At 35.0% G+C, this 23994-nt stretch carries 17 protein-coding genes and 2 pseudogenes; 8 read left to right on the forward strand and 11 right to left on the reverse strand.

The window, feature by feature from the left end; genetic code table 11:
* Positions 1-2 precede the first annotated feature (2 nt).
* Positions 3-1412 (forward strand): flavocytochrome c, encoded by a 1410-nt coding sequence (locus LB941_RS07155; protein WP_253360701.1) that lies wholly within the window; start codon positions 3-5, stop codon positions 1410-1412.
* On the forward strand, positions 1409-2827 hold the full coding sequence (locus LB941_RS07160; RefSeq protein WP_253360703.1) for an anion permease: 1419 nt from the start codon (positions 1409-1411) through the stop codon (positions 2825-2827). The genes LB941_RS07155 and LB941_RS07160 overlap by 4 nt, the downstream gene beginning before the upstream one ends.
* Before the next feature lie 177 nt (positions 2828-3004).
* On the opposite strand, the gene LB941_RS07165 is transcribed toward LB941_RS07160, so the two are convergent.
* Complete coding sequence (locus LB941_RS07165; RefSeq protein WP_253360705.1) at positions 3005-3985, reverse strand: Gfo/Idh/MocA family protein; 981 nt, start codon at positions 3983-3985, stop codon at positions 3005-3007.
* Positions 3986-3987: 2 nt separating this feature from the next.
* Entirely contained in the window at positions 3988-4656 is a 669-nt protein-coding gene (locus LB941_RS07170; RefSeq protein ID WP_253360707.1) for a ribose-5-phosphate isomerase A, read from the reverse strand.
* Between the two features lie 187 nt (positions 4657-4843).
* Between LB941_RS07170 and LB941_RS07175 the strand changes: the two genes are divergently transcribed.
* Both LB941_RS07175 and LB941_RS07180 read left to right on the forward strand, forming a co-directional pair.
* The gene (locus LB941_RS07175; RefSeq protein WP_253360709.1) at positions 4844-6736 is read left to right on the forward strand and encodes a PTS fructose transporter subunit IIABC; all 1893 of its coding nucleotides are present in this window, start codon (positions 4844-4846) and stop codon (positions 6734-6736) included.
* Between the two features lie 59 nt (positions 6737-6795).
* Positions 6796-7635: a MurR/RpiR family transcriptional regulator gene (locus tag LB941_RS07180; protein WP_253360711.1), complete on the forward strand. Its 840-nt coding sequence runs from the start codon at positions 6796-6798 to the stop codon at positions 7633-7635.
* A gap of 229 nt (positions 7636-7864) precedes the next feature.
* Here LB941_RS07180 and LB941_RS07185 read toward each other — a convergent pair whose 3' ends face one another.
* Positions 7865-8131 (reverse strand): metal-sensitive transcriptional regulator, encoded by a 267-nt coding sequence (locus tag LB941_RS07185; protein ID WP_253360713.1) that lies wholly within the window; start codon positions 8129-8131, stop codon positions 7865-7867.
* Between the two features lie 53 nt (positions 8132-8184).
* Positions 8185-10656, reverse strand: a complete 2472-nt coding sequence (locus LB941_RS07190; RefSeq protein WP_253360715.1) for an FAD-dependent oxidoreductase — start codon at positions 10654-10656, stop codon at positions 8185-8187.
* Positions 10657-10818: 162 nt separating this feature from the next.
* Between LB941_RS07190 and LB941_RS07195 the strand changes: the two genes are divergently transcribed.
* From LB941_RS07195 to LB941_RS07205, 3 genes are read left to right on the forward strand one after another with little or no spacing between them, the layout of a single operon-like run.
* Entirely contained in the window at positions 10819-11130 is a 312-nt protein-coding gene (locus tag LB941_RS07195) for a rhodanese-like domain-containing protein (RefSeq protein WP_253360717.1), read from the forward strand.
* Entirely contained in the window at positions 11131-12780 is a 1650-nt protein-coding gene (locus tag LB941_RS07200; RefSeq protein ID WP_253360719.1) for an FAD-dependent oxidoreductase, read from the forward strand.
* Positions 12773-13072 (forward strand): rhodanese-like domain-containing protein, encoded by a 300-nt coding sequence (locus tag LB941_RS07205; RefSeq protein WP_253360721.1) that lies wholly within the window; start codon positions 12773-12775, stop codon positions 13070-13072. Before LB941_RS07200 ends, LB941_RS07205 begins: the two co-directional genes overlap by 8 nt.
* A gap of 138 nt (positions 13073-13210) precedes the next feature.
* Here the strand turns inward: LB941_RS07205 and yidA are convergent, their stop codons facing one another.
* From yidA to LB941_RS07220, 3 genes are all read right to left on the reverse strand, one after another.
* Complete coding sequence (gene yidA, locus LB941_RS07210) at positions 13211-14035, reverse strand: sugar-phosphatase (protein WP_253360763.1); 825 nt, start codon at positions 14033-14035, stop codon at positions 13211-13213.
* 136 nt (positions 14036-14171) lie between these two features.
* Positions 14172-15248: an ATP-binding protein gene (locus LB941_RS07215; protein WP_253360723.1), complete on the reverse strand. Its 1077-nt coding sequence runs from the start codon at positions 15246-15248 to the stop codon at positions 14172-14174.
* 222 nt (positions 15249-15470) lie between these two features.
* Entirely contained in the window at positions 15471-16718 is a 1248-nt protein-coding gene (locus tag LB941_RS07220; protein WP_253360725.1) for a chloride channel protein, read from the reverse strand.
* 670 nt (positions 16719-17388) lie between these two features.
* Between LB941_RS07220 and LB941_RS07225 the strand changes: the two are divergent.
* Positions 17389-18392: pseudogene (locus tag LB941_RS07225) on the forward strand (IS30 family transposase).
* Positions 18393-18520: 128 nt separating this feature from the next.
* On the opposite strand, the pseudogene tnpA reads toward LB941_RS07225, so the two are convergent.
* From tnpA to LB941_RS07245, 4 genes and pseudogenes are all read right to left on the reverse strand, one after another.
* Positions 18521-18988: pseudogene (gene tnpA / locus LB941_RS07230) on the reverse strand (IS200/IS605 family transposase).
* A 337-nt stretch (positions 18989-19325) separates the two neighbouring features.
* Positions 19326-20333 carry a LysM peptidoglycan-binding domain-containing protein gene (locus tag LB941_RS07235; protein ID WP_253360727.1) on the reverse strand — a complete coding sequence of 336 codons (1008 nt, stop codon included), beginning with the start codon at positions 20331-20333 and terminating at the stop codon, positions 19326-19328.
* Positions 20334-21291: 958 nt separating this feature from the next.
* On the reverse strand, positions 21292-21969 hold the full coding sequence (locus LB941_RS07240) for an RloB family protein (protein ID WP_253360729.1): 678 nt from the start codon (positions 21967-21969) through the stop codon (positions 21292-21294).
* Positions 21962-23224 carry an AAA family ATPase gene (locus LB941_RS07245; protein ID WP_253360743.1) on the reverse strand — a complete coding sequence of 421 codons (1263 nt, stop codon included), beginning with the start codon at positions 23222-23224 and terminating at the stop codon, positions 21962-21964. Before LB941_RS07245 ends, LB941_RS07240 begins: the two co-directional genes overlap by 8 nt.
* Positions 23225-23994: the final 770 nt, after the last annotated feature.

Raw genomic sequence — 23994 nt, forward strand, 5'->3', positions numbered from 1 at the left:
CAATGCCAAATAAATTTACCTTCCAAGCAACGTCTGTGGCTGATTTAGCTAAGCAGTATGACATCCTAATCGTCGGTTCTGGTGCAACTGGCTTAACCGCCGCACTGCAAGCTAAAGAATTAGGGGCTTCTGTCGCTATTTTTGAGAAAATGGATAAAATCGGCGGTAACACTACCCGTGCATCTTCCGGGATGAATGCAGCGGAAACAGATGTTCAACTGCAACATGGAATTGTTGACAGTTATCAAGAATTCTATCAAGATACTTATCGTGGTGGCGGCAAGTTAAATGATACCGACTTATTGCAATATTTTGCTTCTCATGCTGCTTTAGCCGTCGACTGGTTAGCCTCAAAAGATATCGTCTTAGATGATCTAACAATCACTGGCGGAATGAAATTGAAAAGAACGCATCGTCCTACTAATATGGCACCAATTGGCGGCTTTTTAGTTACTGGCTTATTAAAAAAAGTTGCTGAACAAAAGATTCCATTATTTACTAATGTTCATGTTGATAAGTTATTACAAACAGCGACAAAAGCAGTTACTGGTGCAACAATTAGCCTACCAGATGGGACAACTACCGATATTGCTGCTAAAGCCGTCATTTTAGCAACAGGTGGTTTTGGGGCTAATAAACAACTGCTCCAAAAGTTTCGTCCAGATTTAGCTGGCTATGAAACAACCAATCAACCAGGTGCAACGGGTGATGGTATTTTGCTTGCCCAAGCTGCTGGCAGTGGTTTAGTTGACATGGATCAAGTTCAAGTTCATCCTACCGTTCAACAAGATACAGATCATGCTTACTTAATTGGTGAAGCAGTCCGAGGTGAAGGTGCCATTTTGGTGGCCGCTAACGGCAAACGATTTGTGAATGAACTAGATACGCGCAAAAACGTAACGAATGCTATTAATCAATTACCCGCTAAAAGTGCTTACCTAATCCTCGACAGTCATATCAGACAACACGTTAAAGCTGTTGATTTTTATGACAAAATTGGATTAGTTAAACATGGAGCTACTCTTGAAGAACTAGCTCAAACAATCGACGTTGATTCTAAGCAACTAGCCGCTACGATAACTAGTTGGAATCAATATGTAGCCACTAAAAAAGACACTGACTTTAATCGTTCAACTGGGATGGAACGTGACATCTCAGTCGGCCCATTCTTTGCAATTCATATTGCTCCAGCAGTTCACTACACCATGGGTGGTATTAAAATTAATGCTAAAGCAGAAGTTCTAAGCGAAGATGGAACCGCCTTAGCTGGTTTGTTTGCTGGTGGTGAAGTTGCCGGTGGCCTTCATGGCAACAATCGAATTGGTGGTAATTCAATTTCAGAAACAGTTGTTTTCGGTCGTCAGGCTGGTCAACAAGCTTATAAATATATACTAGGAGATGGAATTAAATGACGCTAAAAAAGATTGATTATCGGAAGTTTATCTGGCCGATTGTCGTTGGTCTAATTCTCTGGTTTAGCGCTCCTTTGCGTCCAGCAGCACTTTCCTTAGCTGCTTGGCACATGTTTGCACTTTTCGTTGCTACAATTGTAGGTTGTATTGTTCAGCCGTTACCAATCGGAGCGGTAGCAATCCTTGGCTTTGTGGCCGCAACCCTCACAGGAACAGTCGATATTGATACTGCAGTTGCAGGTTTTGGTAATGGTAGTATTTGGTTAATTGCGATGGCTTTTTTCATCTCGCGTGGCTTTATTAAAACTGGTTTAGGCCGGCGGATTGCCTTGAAATTTGTCCAGTTATTTGGTAAAAAAACATTAACCTTAGCTTATTCAATTATAGGTGTTGATTTGATTTTAGCACCCGCTACACCAAGTAATACTGCTCGTGCTGGTGGTGTTATCTATCCAATTATTGAGTCTTTAGCCCAAACATTTGATTCTGATCCCCAAAAAGGAACCGAACGTAAAATTGGCTCATTCTTAATATTTTCAGAGTTTCATGGTGATGCGATTACTGCTGCAATGTTTTTAACTGGGATGGCAGCTAACCCCTTAGCGCAAACCTTCGCAGCCGCTAAACATATTGAGTTAAGTTGGATGACTTGGTTTTTAGCCGCTTTAGTCCCTGGAATTATCTCGTTAATCTTAATTCCATTTCTTATTTATAAAATGTATCCACCTGAAATCAAAGAAACGCCCAACGCCAAAAAGTGGGCTGATCAAGAACTCGCAAAGATGGGTAAAATATCCCTTGCAGAAAAAATGATGACTTGTATCTTCTTAGTCGCTCTATTACTCTGGATTACTGGAACACTTACTGGAATTGATGCCACACTTACAGCATTTATCGCGTTAGGCCTTTTATTGATAACTGGTGTTCTAGAATGGCAAGATGTTTTACATGAAACAGGTGCTTGGAATACATTAACTTGGTTCTCCGTTTTAGTAATGATGGCAACTGAGTTAAATAAATTAGGTTTTATCCCTTGGTTAAGTAACACTATCGCAAGTGAATTACACGGATTAAATTGGTTTGTCGTTTTAGTAATTTTAATTATAACTTATTTTTATAGTCATTATTTATTCGCTAGTTCAACCGCACACGTTAGTGCCATGTATGCTGCCATGTTAGGTGTTGCTTTAGCTGCCGGTGTACCAGGTACATTAGCCGCTTTGATGCTTGGTTTCTTTGGTAATTTATTTGCTTCAACAACTCATTATTCGTCTGGTCCCGCTCCAATCTATTTTGGATCAGGTTATGTAAAACAAACTGATTGGTGGCGCATGAACTTTATCTTAGGTTTAGTCTACCTTGTTATTTGGTTATCAGTCGGTACCATTTGGACTAAGATTTTGGGCATTTGGTAAATACCGCTTATTAACAGTAAATCTTCATTAACATATATATAATCATAAAAAAGCAGAGGTAAAAAATCAAAAATCGATTTTTTACCTCTGCTTTTTATTGTAAAAGAAAACACTATTCGCTATAAAACATCTGCTTTGAAGTACAGTTCTTAAATAGTCACTTATTTGTAAATATCCTTAATCAAATGGATATTTCATTCCCCATGCATTACGAACACTATCTAAAATATGGGCAACATCATGAGAAATAGCCAATTGTCCATCATCTTGACCATTATCAATATAGCGTTGCATGTCGCGTACTTCATATCTTAAAGCCTGTGAATCATCTCCAGCGCTTAATGTTTCAGATTTTTGCTCATGAGCATCTGCTGTATATGTGATTTCAGCTGTTGTAGCACGTGGATAGTTGTTAATTTCCACATAACCCTTTGTTCCAGAAACCACCCCACGCTTTGGTTGTTTTGCTCGCATTGACAGAGCCATAACTGCTAATTGTTCTTCGTTATTTTTTAAGATGATTCCTGATTGTTCATCAACACCTGTCTCAAAAAATTTAACTGTAGTAAGTACTGTGTTTGGCTTACTTGCTAGAAATGTTCTAGCAAATGCAGTTGCATATCCGCCAATATCTAATAATGCTCCTCCTGCAAGATCCTTATTGAAGAAACGATTCTTAGGGTCATAATCCTTTAAACTACCAAAGTTAACTTGAACTAACTTTATATCACCTAATTTTCCATCAGCAATTATTTTTTTAACTTGGTCGAAGACTGGCATATGGTATAGCGTTAATCCTTCAGTTAAGATTAGACCTTTTTCCTTAGCCAATGCAGCTACTTCATCAAATTGCTTAGCATTAACAGTAATTGCCTTTTCACAAAAGACATGCTTTCCAGCTTCTAGCGCAGCTTTAATATAGTCGTAGTGATAAGTATGAGGAGTTGCGATATAGATTATATCTACTGCAGGATCATTAATCATCTGCTTTGCATCAGTGTATGTCTTAGTTACATTTTTTTCTGTTGCAAACTTTTGTAACATTTCTTCGTTAATATCAGCAACAGCATATACTTCTCCATTAACATCATTTAAAGCATCTGCCATTTCATGAGCAATCCAACCTGTTCCAACCATACCCCAATTATATTTTGTCATAATTAATCTTCCTTTCTAAATTTACGTATTTTACCATTTTTATCAAAAGTTAAAGCGCCTGTAACCATATTTTCAAAAAACGATGTTGCAACAACTCCATTTTGCTGTGCAATAGTTGCATTAATGCTTGCAATATCATTCCAATTCTCTGCATAACAATCTATCAATAAATTTCCGCTTGGTGTTCTGGCATATCCTGCAATATTTTGCGCTGTCCTAATAGTATATGTCAGTGCTAGTTCTTCAAGTTTATGTTGAATTACTTTTTTGGAAACATCAGTTATCTCGATTGTTAGGGGAACTTTAGGATTAAGCACCTCGGTCACTCTTTCTAAGGGTGTCAAAATAATATACCTATCTGCTAATTTTGCCACTACTTTTTCAAAAAGATGGATCCCACCGTTACTTTTTAGAGCATTAAGCTCCATATCTAATGAATCACAACCATCAAATGCCAAATCAATTTGCGTCATTTCAGCAATACTTGTAATTTGCATACCTAGCAAATTGCAATACTTTTTTGTAATTTCAGAAGGTGTGCAAATCGTTAGATTTAAATTATTTTCTTTCGCCAATGCAGAAGCAAGTTTAGCCACATTACTCCCACCACCTAAACTTATCTTCATATTAGGTTTAATAAGTTTTACAGCTTCTTTTATTAACGCATCCAAATCAGTCACCTCTTTAATAATCTAATTTTTTATTTTTGTTAATGAAAATAATTTACAAACAAATCATAGTATACGAAAATTATTTTGTCAACATATTAAGTTTATTGTTGACTTTTTTTAAAATACAAGTTACATTTATTTTGTAATTTATTTCATAAAAAAAATATAAACGAAAGAAGTTTTCATTATGGATATATCAAATATACTAAAAAAAGATATTATGATTATGAATTTACAAGCAACATCCAAAGATGAAGCCCTCCGTGAAATGGCTAATTCATTTTTTGTAAACGGTTTAATCGACGATAAAGAACTTTTTATCCAAGATATCTTTAAACGTGAACAAGAAGCAACCACAGGAATTGGTGATGGTATTGCAATTCCACATGCACGTAATAAAGCTGTTAAGACACCTGCTATTCTCTTTGCCAAAAGCGCAAATGGAATTGAATATAATGCACTTGATGGTAATCCAGTCTATCTGTTTTTTATGATTGCCGCACCAGCTAATGCTGACAACATGCATTTACAAGCTTTAGCAAGTCTTTCATCACTGCTATTAGATTCCACCTTAATTGCGAAATTAAAATTAGCAAAAACACCGACAGAAGTTCAGCAGCTATTCAAAGAAGCAAGTGTTAAAAAAGATAGCAATCTTCAAGACAATACAGAAAAAGATCTACCTTTAGTTGTTGCAGTAACTGCATGTCCAACTGGAATTGCCCATACATATATGGCTGAATCAGCCTTACTTGATGCTGGGAAGAAAATGAACGTTCGAATGCGCGTTGAAACAAACGGCTCCGAAGGTGTCAAGCATCGGCTAAGCTCTGAAGAAATTAATAATGCTGTGGGTGTAATTGTTGCAGCAGACAAGAAGGTCGAGATAAATCGCTTTTCAGGTAAAAAAGTCTTACAAACAGCTGTTGTTGATGGTATTAAGAAACCTGAAGAACTTATTCAACGTGTCTTAGATGGTAATTTAGCTACTTTTAAAGGTGGCAAAGACAGCACAAATTCAAGTGAATCGGATGAACGTGGCAGCATTTGGCACAATGTTTACCAAGACTTGATGAGTGGCATTTCAAATATGCTGCCTTTTGTTGTCGGCGGTGGTATTTTAATGGCAATTTCCTTCTTGTTAGAGCAATCATTCGGTAAAACATCAACAGCATTTATCTACCTAAATTCACTTGGATCAAATGCTTTTAGCTTTTTAATACCAATTCTAGCTGGATTTATTGCCTTTTCAATTGCTGATCGTCCAGCAATGATGCCTGGTTTTGTTGGTGGTTATATGGCTACCCAATCTAGTGCTAGTATCATTAAGTCAAGTGGCAGCGCTGGTTTCATTGGTGGGATAATCGCCGGATTTATTGCAGGCTACTTAATGTTATTACTAAAAAAACTATTTGCTAAATTACCTAAGTCATTAGACGGCTTGAAACCTATGATTATTTTCCCTGTAATTGGCTTGTTTCTAGTTGGTACGCTCATGTACTTTCTAATTGATCCTATTTTTTCCGTTGTTAACCTCTCCTTAGTTAACTTCCTGACACATATGGGAACTGCAAATGCTATTTTGTTAGGTGCTATTCTCGGTGGGATGCAAGCTGTTGATTTAGGCGGCCCGGTAAATAAAGCTGCCTACACAACCGCAATCGGTGTTTTAACAGCAACTGGAAATGGTAGCATGATGGCTTCTGTGATGGTTGGTGGTATGATTCCGCCATTAGCAATTGCTATTGCAACAACAATTTGGAAAAATAAATTTACTGAAGATGAACGCAAAGCTGGCCTTAGCAATTACATTCTTGGAATTTCATTCATTACTGAAGGAGCTATTCCATTCGCAATTGCTGATCCGATGCGCGTAATCGGTTCTTGTATAGTTGGTTCTGCCATTGGTGGTGGCTTAGCTCAATTGTGGAATGTTAGTGTTCCTGCTCCACACGGTGGCCTTTGGGTTGTTTTACTAATGCATAATCCTCTGTATTTCATACTTGCATTAATAATTGGAGCTCTTATAGCTGGCACAATCTATGGTATTTGGAAACCAAAAAAAGATAACGCTTTTTAGTAAATAGATGCTATGATATAAGTAATTCAATTTTGTACGGTTATCTGGAGGCTGAATTAATGAATACCGGAAATGTTATTGATACAATCTATAGTAATCTAAATACTATGACACAAAATGACAAAAAAATTGCTCAAGTCATTTTGAAGAACCCTGGCGAAGCAGTTAATTACACAATCTCTGAACTTGCAGCAAAAGCAGCTGTTAGTGAAGCATCAGTTTCGCGTTTTTGTAAAAATCTGCAACTAGCCGGCTTTCATCAATTAAAAATCGAATTAGCAAAAGTTTCTGGTGAAGAGTCTAGCTATTACAAATCTGTCAACATCGATAATATCCAACAAGCACTTGCTAATATCAAAGATAATAAAAATGCTGAAATTACAAATACGTTATCTAGCATTACCACTACAACTATAAAAAAGATTATGAAATTAATTAAGGATTCAAGAGTGGTTCAAATCGCTGCTGAGGGAAATACTTTCCCAGTTGTTGAAGATGCGGCTTATCGTTTTAACCAAATCGGAATTTTAGCTATTTGTTCAGAATCGTGGCAGACTTCAATTGGACAAACCCTTAATCTAACTAAGAATGATCTTTTGCTGGTCATTTCAAATTCTGGCGAGTCAAAATCATTATTAGCTCAAATTAATATCGCTCAAAAGCAAGGCATGAAAGTCATCGCAATTACAAATCGCAGTGATTCGCCAATTGCGCTAAAAGCTGATTATCACTTACGTACAGCCGTTAGGCAACGTGTATTGCAGTCCGAATATTATTTTTCAAGAATTGCTGCAATGACTGTTATTGAAACTATCTTCTTACTCTTAATTGCTGAAGATCGAGAACGATTGGGTAAAATCATGGACCACGAAACACTTATTTCCGAAACAAAAATCTAATCTCTACTGCTTACCTATTCAAAATAAGCATAGTTAGCATTTCTTTAGGTATAACTTACTGGTAGATGTTGGAGGAAAACCGTATTTTCTGCACTACGCCAAATATTAAGCTTTCTGAGCCCGGAACTTTTGTTCTAGGCTCTTTTCATCTTCAAATAATTGATACCAAAATCACCCCTTTAAAAGTAGATGATTACCTTTAGAGGGGGGATTTGTTTTAGACAGTTATTTATTTTTTAATAATCATCTGAATTGCTTCTTGCAGTTTCTTTGATTGTTCATCCACATTATTACTTGGATTTTCTAGACAGTTTTGTAAATTTTCAGCAACGATAATACCCATTGTTCGATCAATACTAGAACGTACCGCACTTAGTTGAGTTATAATATCAATGCATTCTTTTTGGTCATCAATCATCTTTTGCACACCACGCAACTGTCCTTCAGTACGCCGCAGACGGTTTATAATCTTCTTTTGATTGTCTTCTTCAATCATATATATGCTCCTTTTTCTACTTTTAATTAATCATAGCCTAAAACAAGCAAAAATTAAATAAACAAGTTCAGATTGGCTTGTTCACTATCACCAAGATACGTTGCTACTCCACCATATTCTACAAAGTCAAATAGCTCTTCTTTTTGGACTCCCATAATATCCATACTCATTGTGCAGGCAACAAATTTTATCCCTAATTTTTGTGCTCTGTCAATCATTTCTGGCAATGGATCAACATTTTTTTGTTTCATTACTTTCTTAATCATCTTACGACCTAAGCCGGCCATATTCATTGAAGAAATCTTTAAATGATCTGCATCTTTGGGTAGCATCACATCAAACATTTTTGCAATTCCTGATTTCTGGATTAAATGTTTTTTGAGAATACTTAATCCCCAAAATGTAAAGAAGAGTGTTACTTTCTTACCCATTGCAGCAGCACCAGTAGCAATAATCATGGCAGCTAATGCTTTATCATAATTACCACTGAAAACAACCATTGTTGCCCCATCTTTAGTTTCAATAAGCTGACCTTCTTTAAGATTGGCAAGACTAGCCTGGCTTAATTGAACGCCGGTTTTTCCTTTTTGCAATGTTGCTTGGACTTTATTACCCTTAATATCATTAGTCAAAACTGTATTACTGGTGTTTTTAGCCCAAGATTCAATATCTGAACTAAAGCCAAAATCACTAGCAGTAACCACTAATTGATCACCATTTTGCATTTTGTCCATCTGCTCTTTTACCTTTAGAATAGGGCCTGGACATTGAAGGCCACATGCATCCAGTTCAAATTGTGCTGTTTTTCCTGCTGCATTATCTATTTCTTGAACATCCTTTGAAATAACTGGTTTACTATTTTTAAATGGAGTGTTTTTTATTTGATAGTGCCCGATTTTATAAGTTTTAAAACCACCATCTAGATTCTTAACATCAAACCCAGCTTGCATTAAAATACGTGCCACATTATATCCACGCTGTCCAACCTGACAATAAACATATATCGGCTGATCTTTGGGTAACTCTGTTAGTCGGTGCCGTAGTGTACTTAAAGGAATCAAATGGCTGCCTGGTAATGTACCTAAACTCAGCTCAAATTCTTCACGTACATCTAAGAAGTAAGCATGCGCTGCTAATAATTCATCTACTTGTGACCATTGAATAGTTGCTACTTTATGCGCCAAAACATTGTCAGCTGTATAACCTAGCATATTTACTGGATCTTTAGCACTAGAATATGGTGGTGCATATGAAAGTTCAAGTCCGGCTAATTGAGCTGCTGTCGCTCCTAGTTTCATTGCTGTTGCGATCACATCAATACGTTTTTCAACCCCTTCAACTCCAATCCCTTGCGCACCATAAATTTCTCCTTTTTTTCCAAAAAGCAGTTTTAAATGCAGTGGCCCTGCATCTGGGTAATAACCCGCATGTGAATTAGGATGAATATGAATAACTTGAAAATCAAGTTTTTTTCTACGTAAAGCCTGTTCATTATTTCCTGTAGCTGCCACCGTCAATTCAAATACCTTAGCGACAGATGTTCCCTGTGTTGCATCATAACTTGCCGAGATTCCATTAATCACATCAGCTACTAAACGTCCTTGCCGATTTGCTGGCCAAGCCAAAGGAATATTAGTTGCTGTATGCCCCACAAAATCAGGAACTTCAATTACATCACCAATTGCATAAATATCAGCATAGTTAGTTTTCATTTGTGCATCAACTTTAATGCCTTGCTTGAATCCCAATTCTATCCCACACTCTTTAGCTAAGGTGCTGTCTGGTAATACTCCAATTGACAAGACAGTTAGGTCGGATTGAAGTTTTGTTCCGCTAGTTAAAATTAATTCTTTACCATTTTCACGAAATTCTTTTAGCCCATCATTTAAATATAATTGTACTTTATGCAATTTAATTTGAGCATGAATTTGTTGTGCCATCTCAAAATCAATATTAGGCATTACTTGAGGTGACATCTCAACTAACTGAACGTTAATGCCTAGCTTAGTTAGATTTTCCATCATTTCAAGTCCGATAAAACCACCGCCAATAATTGAAGCTGCTTGGACGTTGTTTTTTTGAATATAAGCCTTGATCTTGTCCATATCAGGAATATTCCGTAATGAAAAGACATTTTCAGCAGTGTCTAACCCTGTAATCTTAGGTGTAATTGCCTTAGCGCCTGTCGAGATAATCAACTTATCAAACGTCTCTTGATACCTTTTATTTGTTTGATGATTAACCACTTCGACATAATGTTCTTTGGGATGGATGGCCGTTACTTCCGAAAAATTACGAATATCTAAGCCATATTGTGCTTGCATACCCTCAACTGTTTGTAAAAGCAAGTTTTCACGTTCTTTAATCACGCCACCAATATGATATGGCAAACCACAGTTAGCGAAAGAAATATATTCTCCTTTTTCAAACAAAATAATCTCATCATCTTCACTCAATCTGCGTAATCTAGTTGCTGCCGTTGCACCACCAGCAACTCCACCGATAATCAATATTTTTTTAGTCATGGTCTTCTCCTCTAGTTAATAAATTTTGTTTGCACTTTCATTATACCTATATGGGTATAACAGTCAAATGATTTATTACACAAACTGCAAACTTTTCATTTGACATCTTTGTTATCATGGTATTTAATATACCCTATAAGGTATATCCAAAGGAGGAAAACCATGTTTTCATTTTTTCAAAAGATTCCATCAATTACAACACGTGAATTAGCTGATAAACTAGCTAATAATATTACTTTGTTAGATGTTCGCACCCCACAAGAATACCGTTCAGGGCATATTAGTGGTTCTAAGAACGTTCCTTTGAATAAGATTGCAAATTATTCAACTAAAGCAAAGGAGGTTTTCGTTATTTGCCAATCTGGTATGCGCAGTAAGCAAGCTAGTAAGGTACTACTAAAAAAAGGTTATCAAGTCGTTAATGTCCGCGGTGGCATGAATCAATGGTCCGGTCGCATTGTAGGAGGAAAATAAATGAAAATTGTTATTATAGGTGGTGTGGCTGGCGGTATGTCAGCAGCAACCCGCTTACGTCGTTTAATGGATGACGCTGAAATTATCGTTTTTGAAAAAGGTCCATTTGTTTCATTTGCTAATTGTGGCCTACCTTATTTTGTATCAGGTGAAATTAGCCAACGCGATGCTCTATTAGTACAAACTCCTGAAAGTCTAAAAGCACGTTTTAATTTAGACGTTCGTCCCTTCCATGAAGTCACAGCTATTTCACCAGCAACACACACTATTACCGTTCAATTCAATGGACAAGAACAAACTGAAACCTATGACAAGTTAATTTTATCTCCTGGTGCAAAACCTTTTACACCACCTATTACCGGACTAGTCGAAGCTAAAAACGTATATTCATTAAGAAACGTCCCTGATTTAGATAAGATTATGACTGGTATTACTGCTGACACTCAACAAGCTGTTGTAATTGGTGCAGGTTTTATCGGGCTTGAAATGGCTGAAAATCTAAAGAAGCGCGGCTTAGACGTCACAATTATTGAAAAGGCACCGCATGTTTTACCCCCGTTAGATGAAGAAATGGCCGCTTATGTCAAAAATGAATTACTTCGCGTAGGAATCCATGTCTATACTTCAGATTCAGCCATTAGCTTTGCTGATGCTGGTAAAAAAATTGTTCTAGAAAGCGGGACGAAGTTAACCAGTGATCTTACGATTTTATCAGTCGGAGTTCAACCAGAAAGTTCATTAGCTAAGGCTGCCGGACTTGAATTGGGCTTACGTGGCGGTATTGTTGTCAATGAAAACTATCAAACAAGTAATTCTGATATCTATGCTGTCGGAGATGCCATCATCGTTAAACAACAAATTAATCAGCAAGATGGACTCATCTCCTTAGCCTCACCCGCCAACCGTCAAGGACGCCAAGTTGCTGATGCCATTGCAGGCAAAAAGCAACTGAATCGTGGAAGTATCGGAACAGCTATCGTTCGCGTCTTCGATTTAGCAGCAGCTTCTACTGGTCTAAGCGAACGTAGTGCTAAACTAGCTAAACTACCAGTTGCCGTTGTTCATACTTCTGGTAAAGACCATGCAAGTTACTACCCAGGGGCGTCCGATATTACTTTAAAACTTGTTTTCAATCCAATAACTGGCAAAATTTACGGTGCGCAAGGCATCGGTAAAAAAGGGGTTGATAAACGTATTGATATTTTAGCAACTGCCATTAAAGGTAAGCTTACCATTTTTGATTTGCCTGAACTAGAACTCACCTATGCTCCACCTTTTGGTTCAGCTAAAGATCCCGTCAATATGTTGGGTTATGTTGCCATGAATATCGCAGAAGGTTTAAGCGAATCAGTTCAATGGTATGAAGTTAAAGATCAATTAAGTAAAGGAAAAATCCTCTTGGATGTGCGTAACCCAGATGAATTAGCCCAAGGAACTTTCCCAAATTCTATCAATATTCCATTAAGTGAACTACGTGAACGGATTAAAGAACTAGATGCTAGCAAAGAATATATTGTTAGTTGTCAAAGTGGACTACGCAGTTACATTGCCGAACGCCAGTTAAAACAGCATGGGTTTACTGTTAAAAATCTAGATGGTGCTTTTGCTCTTTATCATACTGTCTTACCAGAGGAGTTAAAATATGTTTAAATCAATTTCAATGCAAGACTTTTTTCAAAAATATAACAACAATAGATTAACCGTTATCGATGTCCGCGAGTCAGATGAATTTGCATTTGGTCATATTCCACATGCTACAAATCTGCCATTAAGTGAATTAGCTGAAAAATACCAAAGTTTGGCAAAAGACAAAGAATATTATGTCGTCTGCCAATCCGGTTCACGTTCTGCCTATGCTTGCCAGTTTTTAAGCAGCAACGGCTTTAACGTTGTCAACATCAATGGTGGCACTTCTGCTTGGCTGGGAGAACTAGTGCGCTAACGACTGTAATTACTTAATTAAAAATAAAATCATCTTCTATCTGCTGAAACAATTCCAGTGGATAGAAGATGATTTTTTAGTATAGCTGTTTGTAATTCTTACTCTCAATAGCTTTGTGATTAATTAACTGTGCTATATTTAATTAGCCTTCAAAACATATTGCTTAATTGCAGCCGCAACACCATCATGGTCATTGTCACTTGTTTGTACATCTGCTGCAGCTTTTACAGTATCAATTGCATTACCCATCGCGACACCCAAGCCAGCATATTCAATCATGCTTAGATCATTGTTTTCATCACCAATAGCCATAATCTCAGCTGATTTCAAATGCAGTTGCTTAGCCAAAATATCAACTGCAGCTGCTTTATTTACCCCCTTGGCATTCGCTTCTAAATAAAAGGGGGAACTCTTAGTAAAAACCACTTCATCTTCAAGTTTAGCAAAAGGTGCCCAATCTTTCATTGCATAATCCAACTTCTCTGAGTCATCAATAAACATCGCCTTAATTAATTTTTCTTCGCGCAATTCTTCTGGTGTACGATAGAATATTTCTAAATTAACTAACTTGCTCTCATAAACCGTATAATGACCGATATCACGATTAGCTGTGAAAATTTTATCTTGGCTAATCGCATGAAAATGCAAATCTTTTTTGCGCGCAAGTAATTCTAAGTCTTGATAATTTTCATAAGAAATGCCTTTTAAATCAATGATTTTTCCATCTGTTGCTTGAACCATTGCCCCGCCAAAACAAATGACATATTGGTCAGCTTGATTGTCTAAATCTAATTCTTTTAAAAGTGGCTTAACTCCCGAAAAGGGTCTTCCTGAACAGATAACCACTTTAACTCCCAGTTTTTTTGCTGCTGCAATTGCTGTTTTGACGGCAGGTGTTAACTTTTTAGCTGAATTAACTAAAGTTCCATCAATATCGATAGCTACTAACTTAATTGAAATTATAATCTCCTTCTTTCGGATGAGTTTACTTGAATATGTGTTGCTATAAACCTATTATCATTCGCTAATTATAATTTGTCTAACGTTTTTATTTTATAAATGTTGGTAAAAAGTAAATTTCTTAAATTCAGTCTGAATCTTAATTCCAATAATATTTTTCTAAAAATTCTTTGAAAAATGGTTGTTTATACTTCAATAAACCATGTCCTGCGCCTTTGAATAATTCTGCATTAATCAATCTTGCGCGATAGGTTGAAATACTATTATCATTCATTTTCGCTATTTCTTTCAGACGTGCATATACAATCACATTATCCTTTATAGCCTTAATAGAGGCCCTAATTACTAGCTGATCATTCTTAGATAAATCATTAATCATTGGTTCATAAACTTCTTTAAACAATCTACGCTTAGATACTTCTATTGCGTTGTCTATATCAACTTGTGTATAGCTTTTTTTGTTCATTAACCAAACGTTGAATCCAAGCAGTTGAAACATAAAGGCATAGTTAAACGTATGCTCTGCCATGTTATTGATTAAGCGAAAATCTATCCGCTCACCAAAAACCTGCTGATAGTTTATTAATATATCTTGCTCATTCAAATCATCTAGATGAACTTGATTCGCTCGTTTGAAAAAGGTTAATACTGCATCGTTAAGCATGTTGTTAATCGCACTCGGTAAACCGGCCATTAATGTTGCTACTGGCAATTTTTGCATTTTCCATTGTTGGTACGCTGCCACATAATCACGTAGTGCCTCTGAATGTTTTTGTATTTCATCAATTGCAATTACAACAGTAATCCCCTGTTTATCAGCAAACATCAGCATATCTTCAATATCATACCTAAAAGATGCTGTTTTTATGGGCATTTCATAATTCAAATCAAATATTGCTGGTAACTTTATACCCAAAGATTTTATTCTAGGTAATCGTGGAATCTTTCGCTGCATTCCTGCTACAATTTCTGCTAACATTTCGCTAGATCCTGCATTAACGGAAATAACAACGACATCGTTTCTATCCACTGACTTTTCTATTACATCAGAGATGACTGTTGTTTTACCGGAGCCTCGAATCCCTGTTACAATAGTTTCTCGCCAGTTATCTGTTAAATTATTTAACCCGTTTAGAAATCTCTCACTAATCCAACCATTAGTAACATAATATGTTGGAACTGCTCCAAAAGCAGGATTATAAGGATTTTCCAGCATTAATCATACCTCCTAAAATCTATACTACTATGGCACTATTTTACTATTTTTAATAGTGCTTTACTATTCTTTACTATTCATACTGTTATTTTACTATTCTTTACTATTGCTTGCAACCGCTGACTTTGACTCTCGCATACAACCACTGATATTCACATTAGTATCTGCCAGCACACAAAAAAGGATTCCTCACATTCAACTTGATAAGAAATCCTTTCTATCTTATTTATCTTTTAAAGCTAATTTTGACACAATTATTGCTAATGAAACACCGACACCAAGTGGCAAAATCGCTGAATAATTTAAATGACATATTTCAATAATCATCATCAATGCCATTAAAGGAGCTTGTTGTGATGCTGCCAAAAGACTACATGCTCCTAGTAAACTAAATTGCCAAATAGGAATACTTATGAAAAACGAGTGAAATATAACACCTATTATAGTTCCGATAACTGCACCAATTGAAATTGATGGTGTTAAAGTTCCACCAGCAGCTCCATTTTTAATCGTTATAACTGTAATTATAGCTTTCAAAAAGGCACCTAGTAAAATAACTCCTAGAATTTTATAACTTATTGTATCAATTGATAATTGTGCTAAAGCACGTCCATTTCCCATAATTTGCGGGAAAAATGCAGCAATAACCCCAGTAAGTAATCCAGCTATTGGTAATTGCCAGAGAATTTTTTTATCTCGCGTTTGATTTTTTTCAGCCCACTTAAAAGATTTTCGAAAAATTGCTCCAATGAAGCCACAAATTGGTGCAACTACAATAACTGCAAATAGGATCATAAATGAAAAACGTTGCTTACCTACTATATAGTAAGGACCTATGCCCTTGACAATCGTTCCTATTACCATTGCGATAGACGACATAGTTAAACTAACAATGACTGTTTTTTTAGTTACTTTTTTTAATAAAATCTCAACGCAAAACAACATGCCTGTCAATGGCGCACTATAAACACCAGCAAAACCAGCACCAGCGGCAGCAGCAATCAACAATTTTTTGTTTTCTGCCGTTAGTTCCAAATGCCATTTTTTTAAAAAGCCTGTCCAACCTTGTGCAAACATTGAACCTGCTTCTCGTGGTGCCAATTCTCGTCCAACAGAACCACCTGTACCTACATAAAAAATCTGATTCATTACATGGATAATCGTTTGAAAAGGTGCCATTTTCTGGCCGTCTAATGCTTGTGCAATTGTCGTAGTCGATCTTTTAGCAGGTCTTATCTTCCACCAAATAACTGCCGCAATAATACCTCCAATAAACACTGAAATGACTCTATGTATTGGCGATACCGCTAAAGATGCAGGATAGCTGGCACTTTCTTGAAAACTAAGAAATACCCGCTCAACAACATCTAATAACAAACTTAGTAATAATGAACTTATACCAACAATAATACCTAAAACTAGCGTTGAGAATAATAAAACTAGATTCTCTTTCTCCAGTACTTTTTTCACGTTCTAAACACCATACCTAATCTATAAATTTAATATTTAAAAAATCAATCCACATCTCGCAGTAGTCTTATCCCATCGTTAATTCTACTATCAGCTAATAAACCCAAAAAATCTCATAGCAAGCTGCAGCAGACTTTGTATAGCTCAATTCTATATTTTTCTATGCTATATTTATACTTAACACAAGATTTTCTGAAATTTCACTTGCTGTCTCTTACTTTTGAAGATCATTTTAAAAGAGAAATTTCTTTTCCCTTAATTACTTTCAATAAACTTAGTATCCCACTGGATTATATACTTTTCAATTCAAAATTTTTATCTACAAAATTACAAAATATTTTTATACAACAATATAATACAAAAAGACGAATGCTATGAGCTTTATGGTGATGATAAACACCGTCATAAATAGGTGAATCAGCAAATTTAAAAATCGAGTCCAAGGTCTTTAATTCCAAGTGAAATTCTAGTAAAATAATTCATGAGAAAACATTCTTTCTTAACTTGTGAAAAGACAAGTTCTATTCGAAGGTGAAGTGGTGAGACTTCATCTTTTTTTAGTATGATGAATTTACACTTTAAGTGCAACACTAAAACAAAATAAAGGACTCATAAAAGAAATCCGAATATAATAAGTTTGTCAACAACTTAAAGAAGGAGGATTTCTATTATGAGCCACTATCAACATCTTACTATAAATGACCGTGAAATGATATTGGAGGGTCTTGCTCAAAGTAAAACTATCCGTGAGATAGCCCGAAATTTAAAACTTGCTCCTTCTACAATTTCTCGTGAAATTAAACGGCATAAGCGTCGAAATATTGGAAGATACTCACCAGATAAAGCACAGAGTGATTATAAATTTTCTAAAAGAAAATGTGGACGCAAACCGAGGCTCCTTGAAGATACATCCTTGTTTCAAAAAATTAAACATCTTTTCTTAGATTGCCAGTGGTCACCAGAAGAAATTTCACAACGCTTACTGCCTGAAACAGGTGAAACAATAATAAATTTTATCACTATTTATCGTGGAATTTATGCTGGCTTATTTGACAAACCTAGTTTAAGTCAAGGAAATCGTGGCGATATTCGTAAATTACGTCATCGAGGTAAGCCTCGTCACAACAAGGATTATATCGAAAAACGTGGTAAAATTCCAATCACTAATACTATTTATGAACGTCCTGAAACTGCCAATAAAAGAACTGAATTTGGTCATTGGGAAGCCGATACTGTGGCAGGAAAAATAGGAAAATCTTGTTTAGTAACTTTGGTTGACCGTAAATCGCGTTTTTTAATTGCTAGTAAAGCAACTAAAAAAGTTCAGAATCGGTGACAACCGAGTTGATGGCTATGTTTGAAAAAATTGGTAAAAGCAAGCTTAAAACCATCACACCGGATCGAGGAAAAGAATTTTCAAAACATGGTCAGATAACAGATTTGCTTGGTGTACCGTTTTATTTTCCTGATCCACATGCAACATGGCAACGTGGATCAAATGAAAATACCAATGGGCTCTTGCGTGAATACTCACCTAAAGGGCAAAGCCTAGATGAAAAGACAAATGATGAAGTTCAGGAAATAGTCGACAAATTAAATTTCCGTCCAAAAAAATGTTTGGATTGGCGCACTCCATATGAGGTTTATTTCGGCAAAGTGTTGCACTTAATTTGACAATTCAATATAAAGTAAGCATCCACCAGCATAGCTGGTGGCTTTTTTATAGCCCTAGAAGGGCTTGGGCCAACGCAAATAGCCCCTTAGGGGCCCAACAAAACACTACCAACCGCTAACTCGTTTATTTACTTTTTCTTTGATCTTTTAAATGGATCTATATACTCTCTTTTGCTAATACTATCATTGAGTTGATCCTCTGCTTCTTGCTCTCGAATATATTTTTGAATTGTTTTTTGATTTAAACCAACTGTACTAACATAATAACCACGCGCCCAAAAGCTTCGATTACCATAGTTATATTTTAAATTTGCATGTCTCTCATGAATAATAACTGCGCTTCTACCTTTCAAATATCCCATAAAACTTGAAACACTCATCTTAGGTGGAATACGCACTAACATATGAATATGGTCTGGCATTGCATGAGCCTATATAATTTCAACATCTTTCAATTCACACAATCGACGTAGAATTCGGCCAATGTCTTTCTTTAATTCACCATAAATATTTTTCCGTCGATATTTTGGTGTAAAAACAATGTGATACTTACAATTCCATCTTGTATGTGATAAGCTATTACCATCTTGTGGCAAGATAAAAACTCCCTTCGATATAGTTTTGGTTGGTAGCCGAAATTATTATATCGAAAGGGAGTTTTTTACGCTAAAGCTTTTTTCACCCCCACAAGTAAAACTTGTGGTTTATTCGCATGTATTAAACAAAAAATGGTATTGATAGAATATTTTCTCTATCAATACCATATATTATAGAACCCAAATTTTCAGAAAAACAAAATTTGTGTGCTTTAAAAAAATATATGTGTTTTACACTTAGATTAACTGGTTTAACTGTTAAGTTACTACATTGTTCATTTAAAATTAAACCACTAGTCTAATTACACTTTTTGTGCCACATTACAATAACTAATGCTTAGTTTACGTCTTGTTTTACTAATCCCGCAATAGCATCGTTGATAGCCGTTGTTGCAGCATCAACATCATTTTGTGTTGCTGCATTGTGACTATTTACAGATCTACCATTGTCAAGAGCCTTTTGTAAGCCAGCAATAGAATCTGCTGTGTATACAGAAGTTTGTGTTACAAGACTTTGTGCTTTGGTAATTGCTGCTTGTAAAGCATCTTTTTTGATGTCAGTCAATTTTACTAATCCACCAATAGCATTGTTAATAGCTGCTGTTGCATTATCAACATCCACTTGTGTAGCTGAATTATCATTATTCTTGGACAAACCACTAGCTAGAGCTGCTTGTAATTTAATAATGGAATCAATCGTGTATACATCAGTTTGTGTAACTAAGCTTTGCGCTTGTGTAATCACTGATTGTAAAACATCTTTATTGACAGCATTTGGATTGGCTGGTGTATTATTGTTGTTTTGGTTGTTGTTATTACTATTTTGACCATTATTGTTGTTACCATTTGCTGTGTTATTTGTAGTAGTTGAAGTTGAGTTAGCGGTAGTTGTGTTATTTCTTACAGTATTAGTATTCTTGTTAGATCCTATACTATATGTACCCTTCACGTTACCATTAGCCCCTTGAACCTCTACGACAGTATTATTGCCAACTTCGCTAAATTTCATCGTGTTACCAGCAATAATTAAATTAACATTGACAATATTATTGATTTTTGCTAATTGATCAACACTTGTTTGATATCCTTTAGTTGCTAAAGCTTGTGTTATGCCCCAAAGTGTGTCCCCTTTTTTGATGGTATAAACAGCTTTAACATCCCCAATATTTTGTGCGATTTCAGTAGTAGTATTTGCTACCCAATCACTTTTTACAGATGCTGCATTTGCTGAAAAGTTTGAGGTTAAAGACATACCTGCTAAAACAGTTGTTGCAAGTAAAGTAGCTTTTACTTTGCGTGAAACCCTCTGATTTGGTTTAATATTAAAATGCTTTGCTCTATTCATAAAATAAATCCCCTTTTTTAATTTTAAATATACTGCGATATACATTGAACAAATGTTACCTAATAACTAGACGAAATTAAATAAGCTGCAAAATAAAATTTGACCAAAGCAATCCCTAAATGCTTTAATCACTACCCAATAACTTTGCTCTTAGTATCTTTGCTGCAAGCCTTGTTGACTCGCTACTGTATAATTGGAATACTAGTGCATATTACTTTCATCTAGAATGATTATAAAACACACTTAGCATGTAGGCGGTTCTTAATATTTCATATTTACAAAAAAATAGCATACGCTTACATATAGTGAGTACCAGTAGACTAATTATATTAGTTTCTTTGCTAAATATATACTTTATCCAAGTTGACTGTGGCTTAGTTAAGCTAGTTATTGGAGAAAAATTTATTTTTATAGTGTACTTTAAAAAAATAAAAATTAATGTTCTTGCTCTTGAATTGTCAATTTGCGTGGAACACTTTACCGAAATGGACCTCACATGGTGTTTACCAATTCAAACGCCTTTTTGAAACAGAAATGTAATTTATTAACTATTTCCTGAACTTCATCGTCTGTCTTATCATCTAGATTCTTCTCTTTAGATGAATAATCACTCACATAGTATGATATCTTAGCTTTAAATCAACAAGAAAGTATTAGCAAACATACTTTGAGTAACTTATTTTACTATATTAGTGAATTCTTTACCTGACGTTCAAGTTGTCGAAGCATTAATCTGGTTGATCAAACAAATTAATGGTCTAGCTAAAAATACTTGATGTATCAAAGAGTTAATAATCTCTTTTCTGCCTTTAACAAACATTGCCCAGTAATCTAAATCGATTACTAGGCAACATGTGTGAAGCTAGTTTGAATACAAATAGTCTCCTAACTGTTAGATGACACGATTCATACTTATTGTACTTTCAACCCTTAGTTTCTCATATTAAAGTTTATAGGATCAACGGTTGGTTTGTTTCAGATGTTCTATTTTGTTTTCTAAATCAATGAATCTTTGAACTAAATGTTGAACAGTTGTACATGGATTTTCTTCATGCGGTTTCTTTGAAGAAGATTTATACTCTTTTTCTAAATTATTTGCATTTTTAATAGCCGTCTTTGTTAAAGGATATAAAGCAGAAAATATAGCTGCATTATTTTTCTGATATTTTAAGATTCCAAATTTCCTCAAATACTTACTTAATTTTTCTTTATACTGCTGTCTTGAAATTGCACTATTTAAATACTCAAAGTGGAGTAGGTACCATAATTCAAAAGAATCATTTGACCAACCAACATGCCATCCTCTTTTCTCTGCCGAAAAAATTGCGTCATCAAAGTAATCTTTGGGAACATCATCTCTATCAAAAATGACCCATACATTTTCAAAGATTCGCGGATCATTTCGTAGATATTCTTCTATATCATTTATCAGTCTTTGATTGCTTGTCCCGATACCTTGAACCTTCAAAGTTGGAACAATAATTCTGTTTTCAAAACCTGAATAAGCCTTCTTAAGATTATTTGCCCAACCATTAAAATAGATCACTTCAGTTTTTATTCCTTCACTTCCAATGAAGTAACTTTCTGGTTCAAGGGCTTTCTTGATACGTTTTTTCTTTTTGCCAATTTTAGTCATCTGTATCCTCCATCCTTTTTAGTGATGGAATAGATTTATATCTTCCAAGAATATAGTCTTTACCATAGCTCGCATCATTACGAACTTTTTTCTCATTATTATCAGTATAAGAGTCTAATGAATATAGATCAGAAATACCATCCTTATTTTTATCAGTAAACCATATTTCATCTCTTCTAAAATTACTCTTATCTAAAGTAAAAACTTCTTGCGTTGAAAAAATGAGTTGCGCATTTTTTTTATTTATATTTTTATTATGAAACATAATGATGACATAGCGAAGTAAAAGTGGATGTAACTTAGCATCTAGCTCATCAATAAATATTGTGCCGCCACTATCCATAATACGTTTTAAATCTGTATAAAGTAGTATCATTTTTAGCGTCCCACTTGATTCACTACTCATAGGTGTCATAAACAATTTACCTGTATTTGGATTTCGATGATAACTTACAACTCTTTTTCGAACATTACTTTCTTCATCGGAAATCTGAAAAACATCTTCTACTATCCCCAATTTTGCAATTCCAACATCAATAGCTTTAATAAAGTTTTCTAATTGTTCCTTTTCTTCCTGATTTTCAAGTAATTGGATTAATTTATTTGGAAAGAAATTACTATTTAAGTAATGAATACTTTGCAATTCCCGTCGTGGATTTCCATAATCAACAATTCTGACTTCCTTGAACCAATCGTAAACATTTTTTAGATGGTTTATATTTAATTTTGACATTACAGAAATTAACAAAGTATCTTCAGATAACATTTTTGATATTACTTGTGTTTCCGCAATATCCAGAATTGAGCCAGATACATGGTTCCCAGTTCTCTTAAATAATTCTATATAGTTCTCTTTTTTCAATGCATGATCTCGCATATAAAGGAATTCTTCTATAATTTTATCTTTTAAAAAAGAAAAACCATATTGATAGATTTGCTTATCAACAGAAAAAAGGACATTAAATTCGGTTGGAACAGCCTTATCTTCGAACCAATATGGCTCAATATCCTTATTATTGAGAAAGTTATTTTTAAAGGAATTTACAACTAGAAATCTCATTGTTTCAAAAGCATTCAATACATTACTTTTACCTGATGCATTTGCACCATAAATTGCTGCGACTTTTAATACCTTTTCATCGAAAATATCATTAACAACATCAGACGGGTGTTCTTTAATTGAAGACGCTAGTAAATCTAAAGTAACTTCATTTTTAAATGATTTAAAGTTTTTAAAAGTAAATTGATGCAACATATTCATCACCTCAACACTATATTAAAGCAAAAGCTAAGCACAATCAATAATTTGAGAAAATTTCTCATTTTCAAGTGGGTACATGTGGATACAAATCTAGACTGATTGAGAATCCATCCCTTTCCAAAGGATTAAACCCCTTTTTTTGTATTGTACGCAGTCACCAAAGGAAATTTCACAATGTTTACTGTTTGAAACAAGTAAACAACTTATCAGCTTCATCACCATTTATTGTAGAATTTATGCAAGTTTATTTGATAAATTTAGCTTAAGCAGTGGCTATCCATAAATTACATCATCGAGATAAGCCCCGTCATAATAAGAGTTATAGTAAAAACTGTGATACAATTTCAATCACTAATACTATTCATGAACGTCCTGCAGTTACCAATAAAAGAACTGAATTTGGTCATTAGAAAGCTGATAACATATCAACGCAGGTCAAATGAAAACACCATGGACTCTTACGTTATTCACTCCAAAGGGCAAAGTATAGATGTCAAGATAGATGATGAAATTTAGCAAATAGTTGACAATTCAAGATATTAAAAAACAGACTATAGATTTAGAACCTTTGCTATTTTTCGTCTCAGAATATTATTCATTGGTCGCCAAAAATAACTTTTTGAGTTTGAATTATAAAAATCAGCTACAAAAAGCTGCCCACTCTAATTAAGAGTAGACAGCTAGATAAGCTATACCAATTTATTGTAAAAACTAAATATTTAATTTATCAGTACCACTTGTTAAAAAGCCATAATATTTCACCA

The sequence above is a fragment of the Ligilactobacillus ubinensis genome (assembly GCF_024160875.1).
GTDB classification, from domain to species: domain Bacteria; phylum Bacillota; class Bacilli; order Lactobacillales; family Lactobacillaceae; genus Ligilactobacillus; species Ligilactobacillus ubinensis.

What these genes read in the sequence shown, in the direction of transcription:
- LB941_RS07155 (WP_253360701.1), top strand. Translation starts at nt 3, where the DNA reads ATGCCAAATAAATTTACCTTCCAAGCAACGTCTGTGGCTGATTTAGCT.
- LB941_RS07160 (WP_253360703.1), top strand. Translation starts at nt 1,409, where the DNA reads ATGACGCTAAAAAAGATTGATTATCGGAAGTTTATCTGGCCGATTGTC.
- LB941_RS07165 (WP_253360705.1), bottom strand. Translation starts at nt 3,985, where the DNA reads ATGACAAAATATAATTGGGGTATGGTTGGAACAGGTTGGATTGCTCAT.
- LB941_RS07175 (WP_253360709.1), top strand. Translation starts at nt 4,844, where the DNA reads ATGGATATATCAAATATACTAAAAAAAGATATTATGATTATGAATTTA.
- LB941_RS07180 (WP_253360711.1), top strand. Translation starts at nt 6,796, where the DNA reads ATGAATACCGGAAATGTTATTGATACAATCTATAGTAATCTAAATACT.
- LB941_RS07185 (WP_253360713.1), bottom strand. Translation starts at nt 8,131, where the DNA reads ATGATTGAAGAAGACAATCAAAAGAAGATTATAAACCGTCTGCGGCGT.
- LB941_RS07190 (WP_253360715.1), bottom strand. Translation starts at nt 10,656, where the DNA reads ATGACTAAAAAAATATTGATTATCGGTGGAGTTGCTGGTGGTGCAACG.
- LB941_RS07195 (WP_253360717.1), top strand. Translation starts at nt 10,819, where the DNA reads ATGTTTTCATTTTTTCAAAAGATTCCATCAATTACAACACGTGAATTA.
- LB941_RS07200 (WP_253360719.1), top strand. Translation starts at nt 11,131, where the DNA reads ATGAAAATTGTTATTATAGGTGGTGTGGCTGGCGGTATGTCAGCAGCA.
- LB941_RS07205 (WP_253360721.1), top strand. Translation starts at nt 12,773, where the DNA reads ATGTTTAAATCAATTTCAATGCAAGACTTTTTTCAAAAATATAACAAC.
- LB941_RS07215 (WP_253360723.1), bottom strand. Translation starts at nt 15,248, where the DNA reads ATGCTGGAAAATCCTTATAATCCTGCTTTTGGAGCAGTTCCAACATAT.
- LB941_RS07235 (WP_253360727.1), bottom strand. Translation starts at nt 20,333, where the DNA reads ATGAATAGAGCAAAGCATTTTAATATTAAACCAAATCAGAGGGTTTCA.
- LB941_RS07240 (WP_253360729.1), bottom strand. Translation starts at nt 21,969, where the DNA reads ATGACTAAAATTGGCAAAAAGAAAAAACGTATCAAGAAAGCCCTTGAA.
- LB941_RS07245 (WP_253360743.1), bottom strand. Translation starts at nt 23,224, where the DNA reads ATGTTGCATCAATTTACTTTTAAAAACTTTAAATCATTTAAAAATGAA.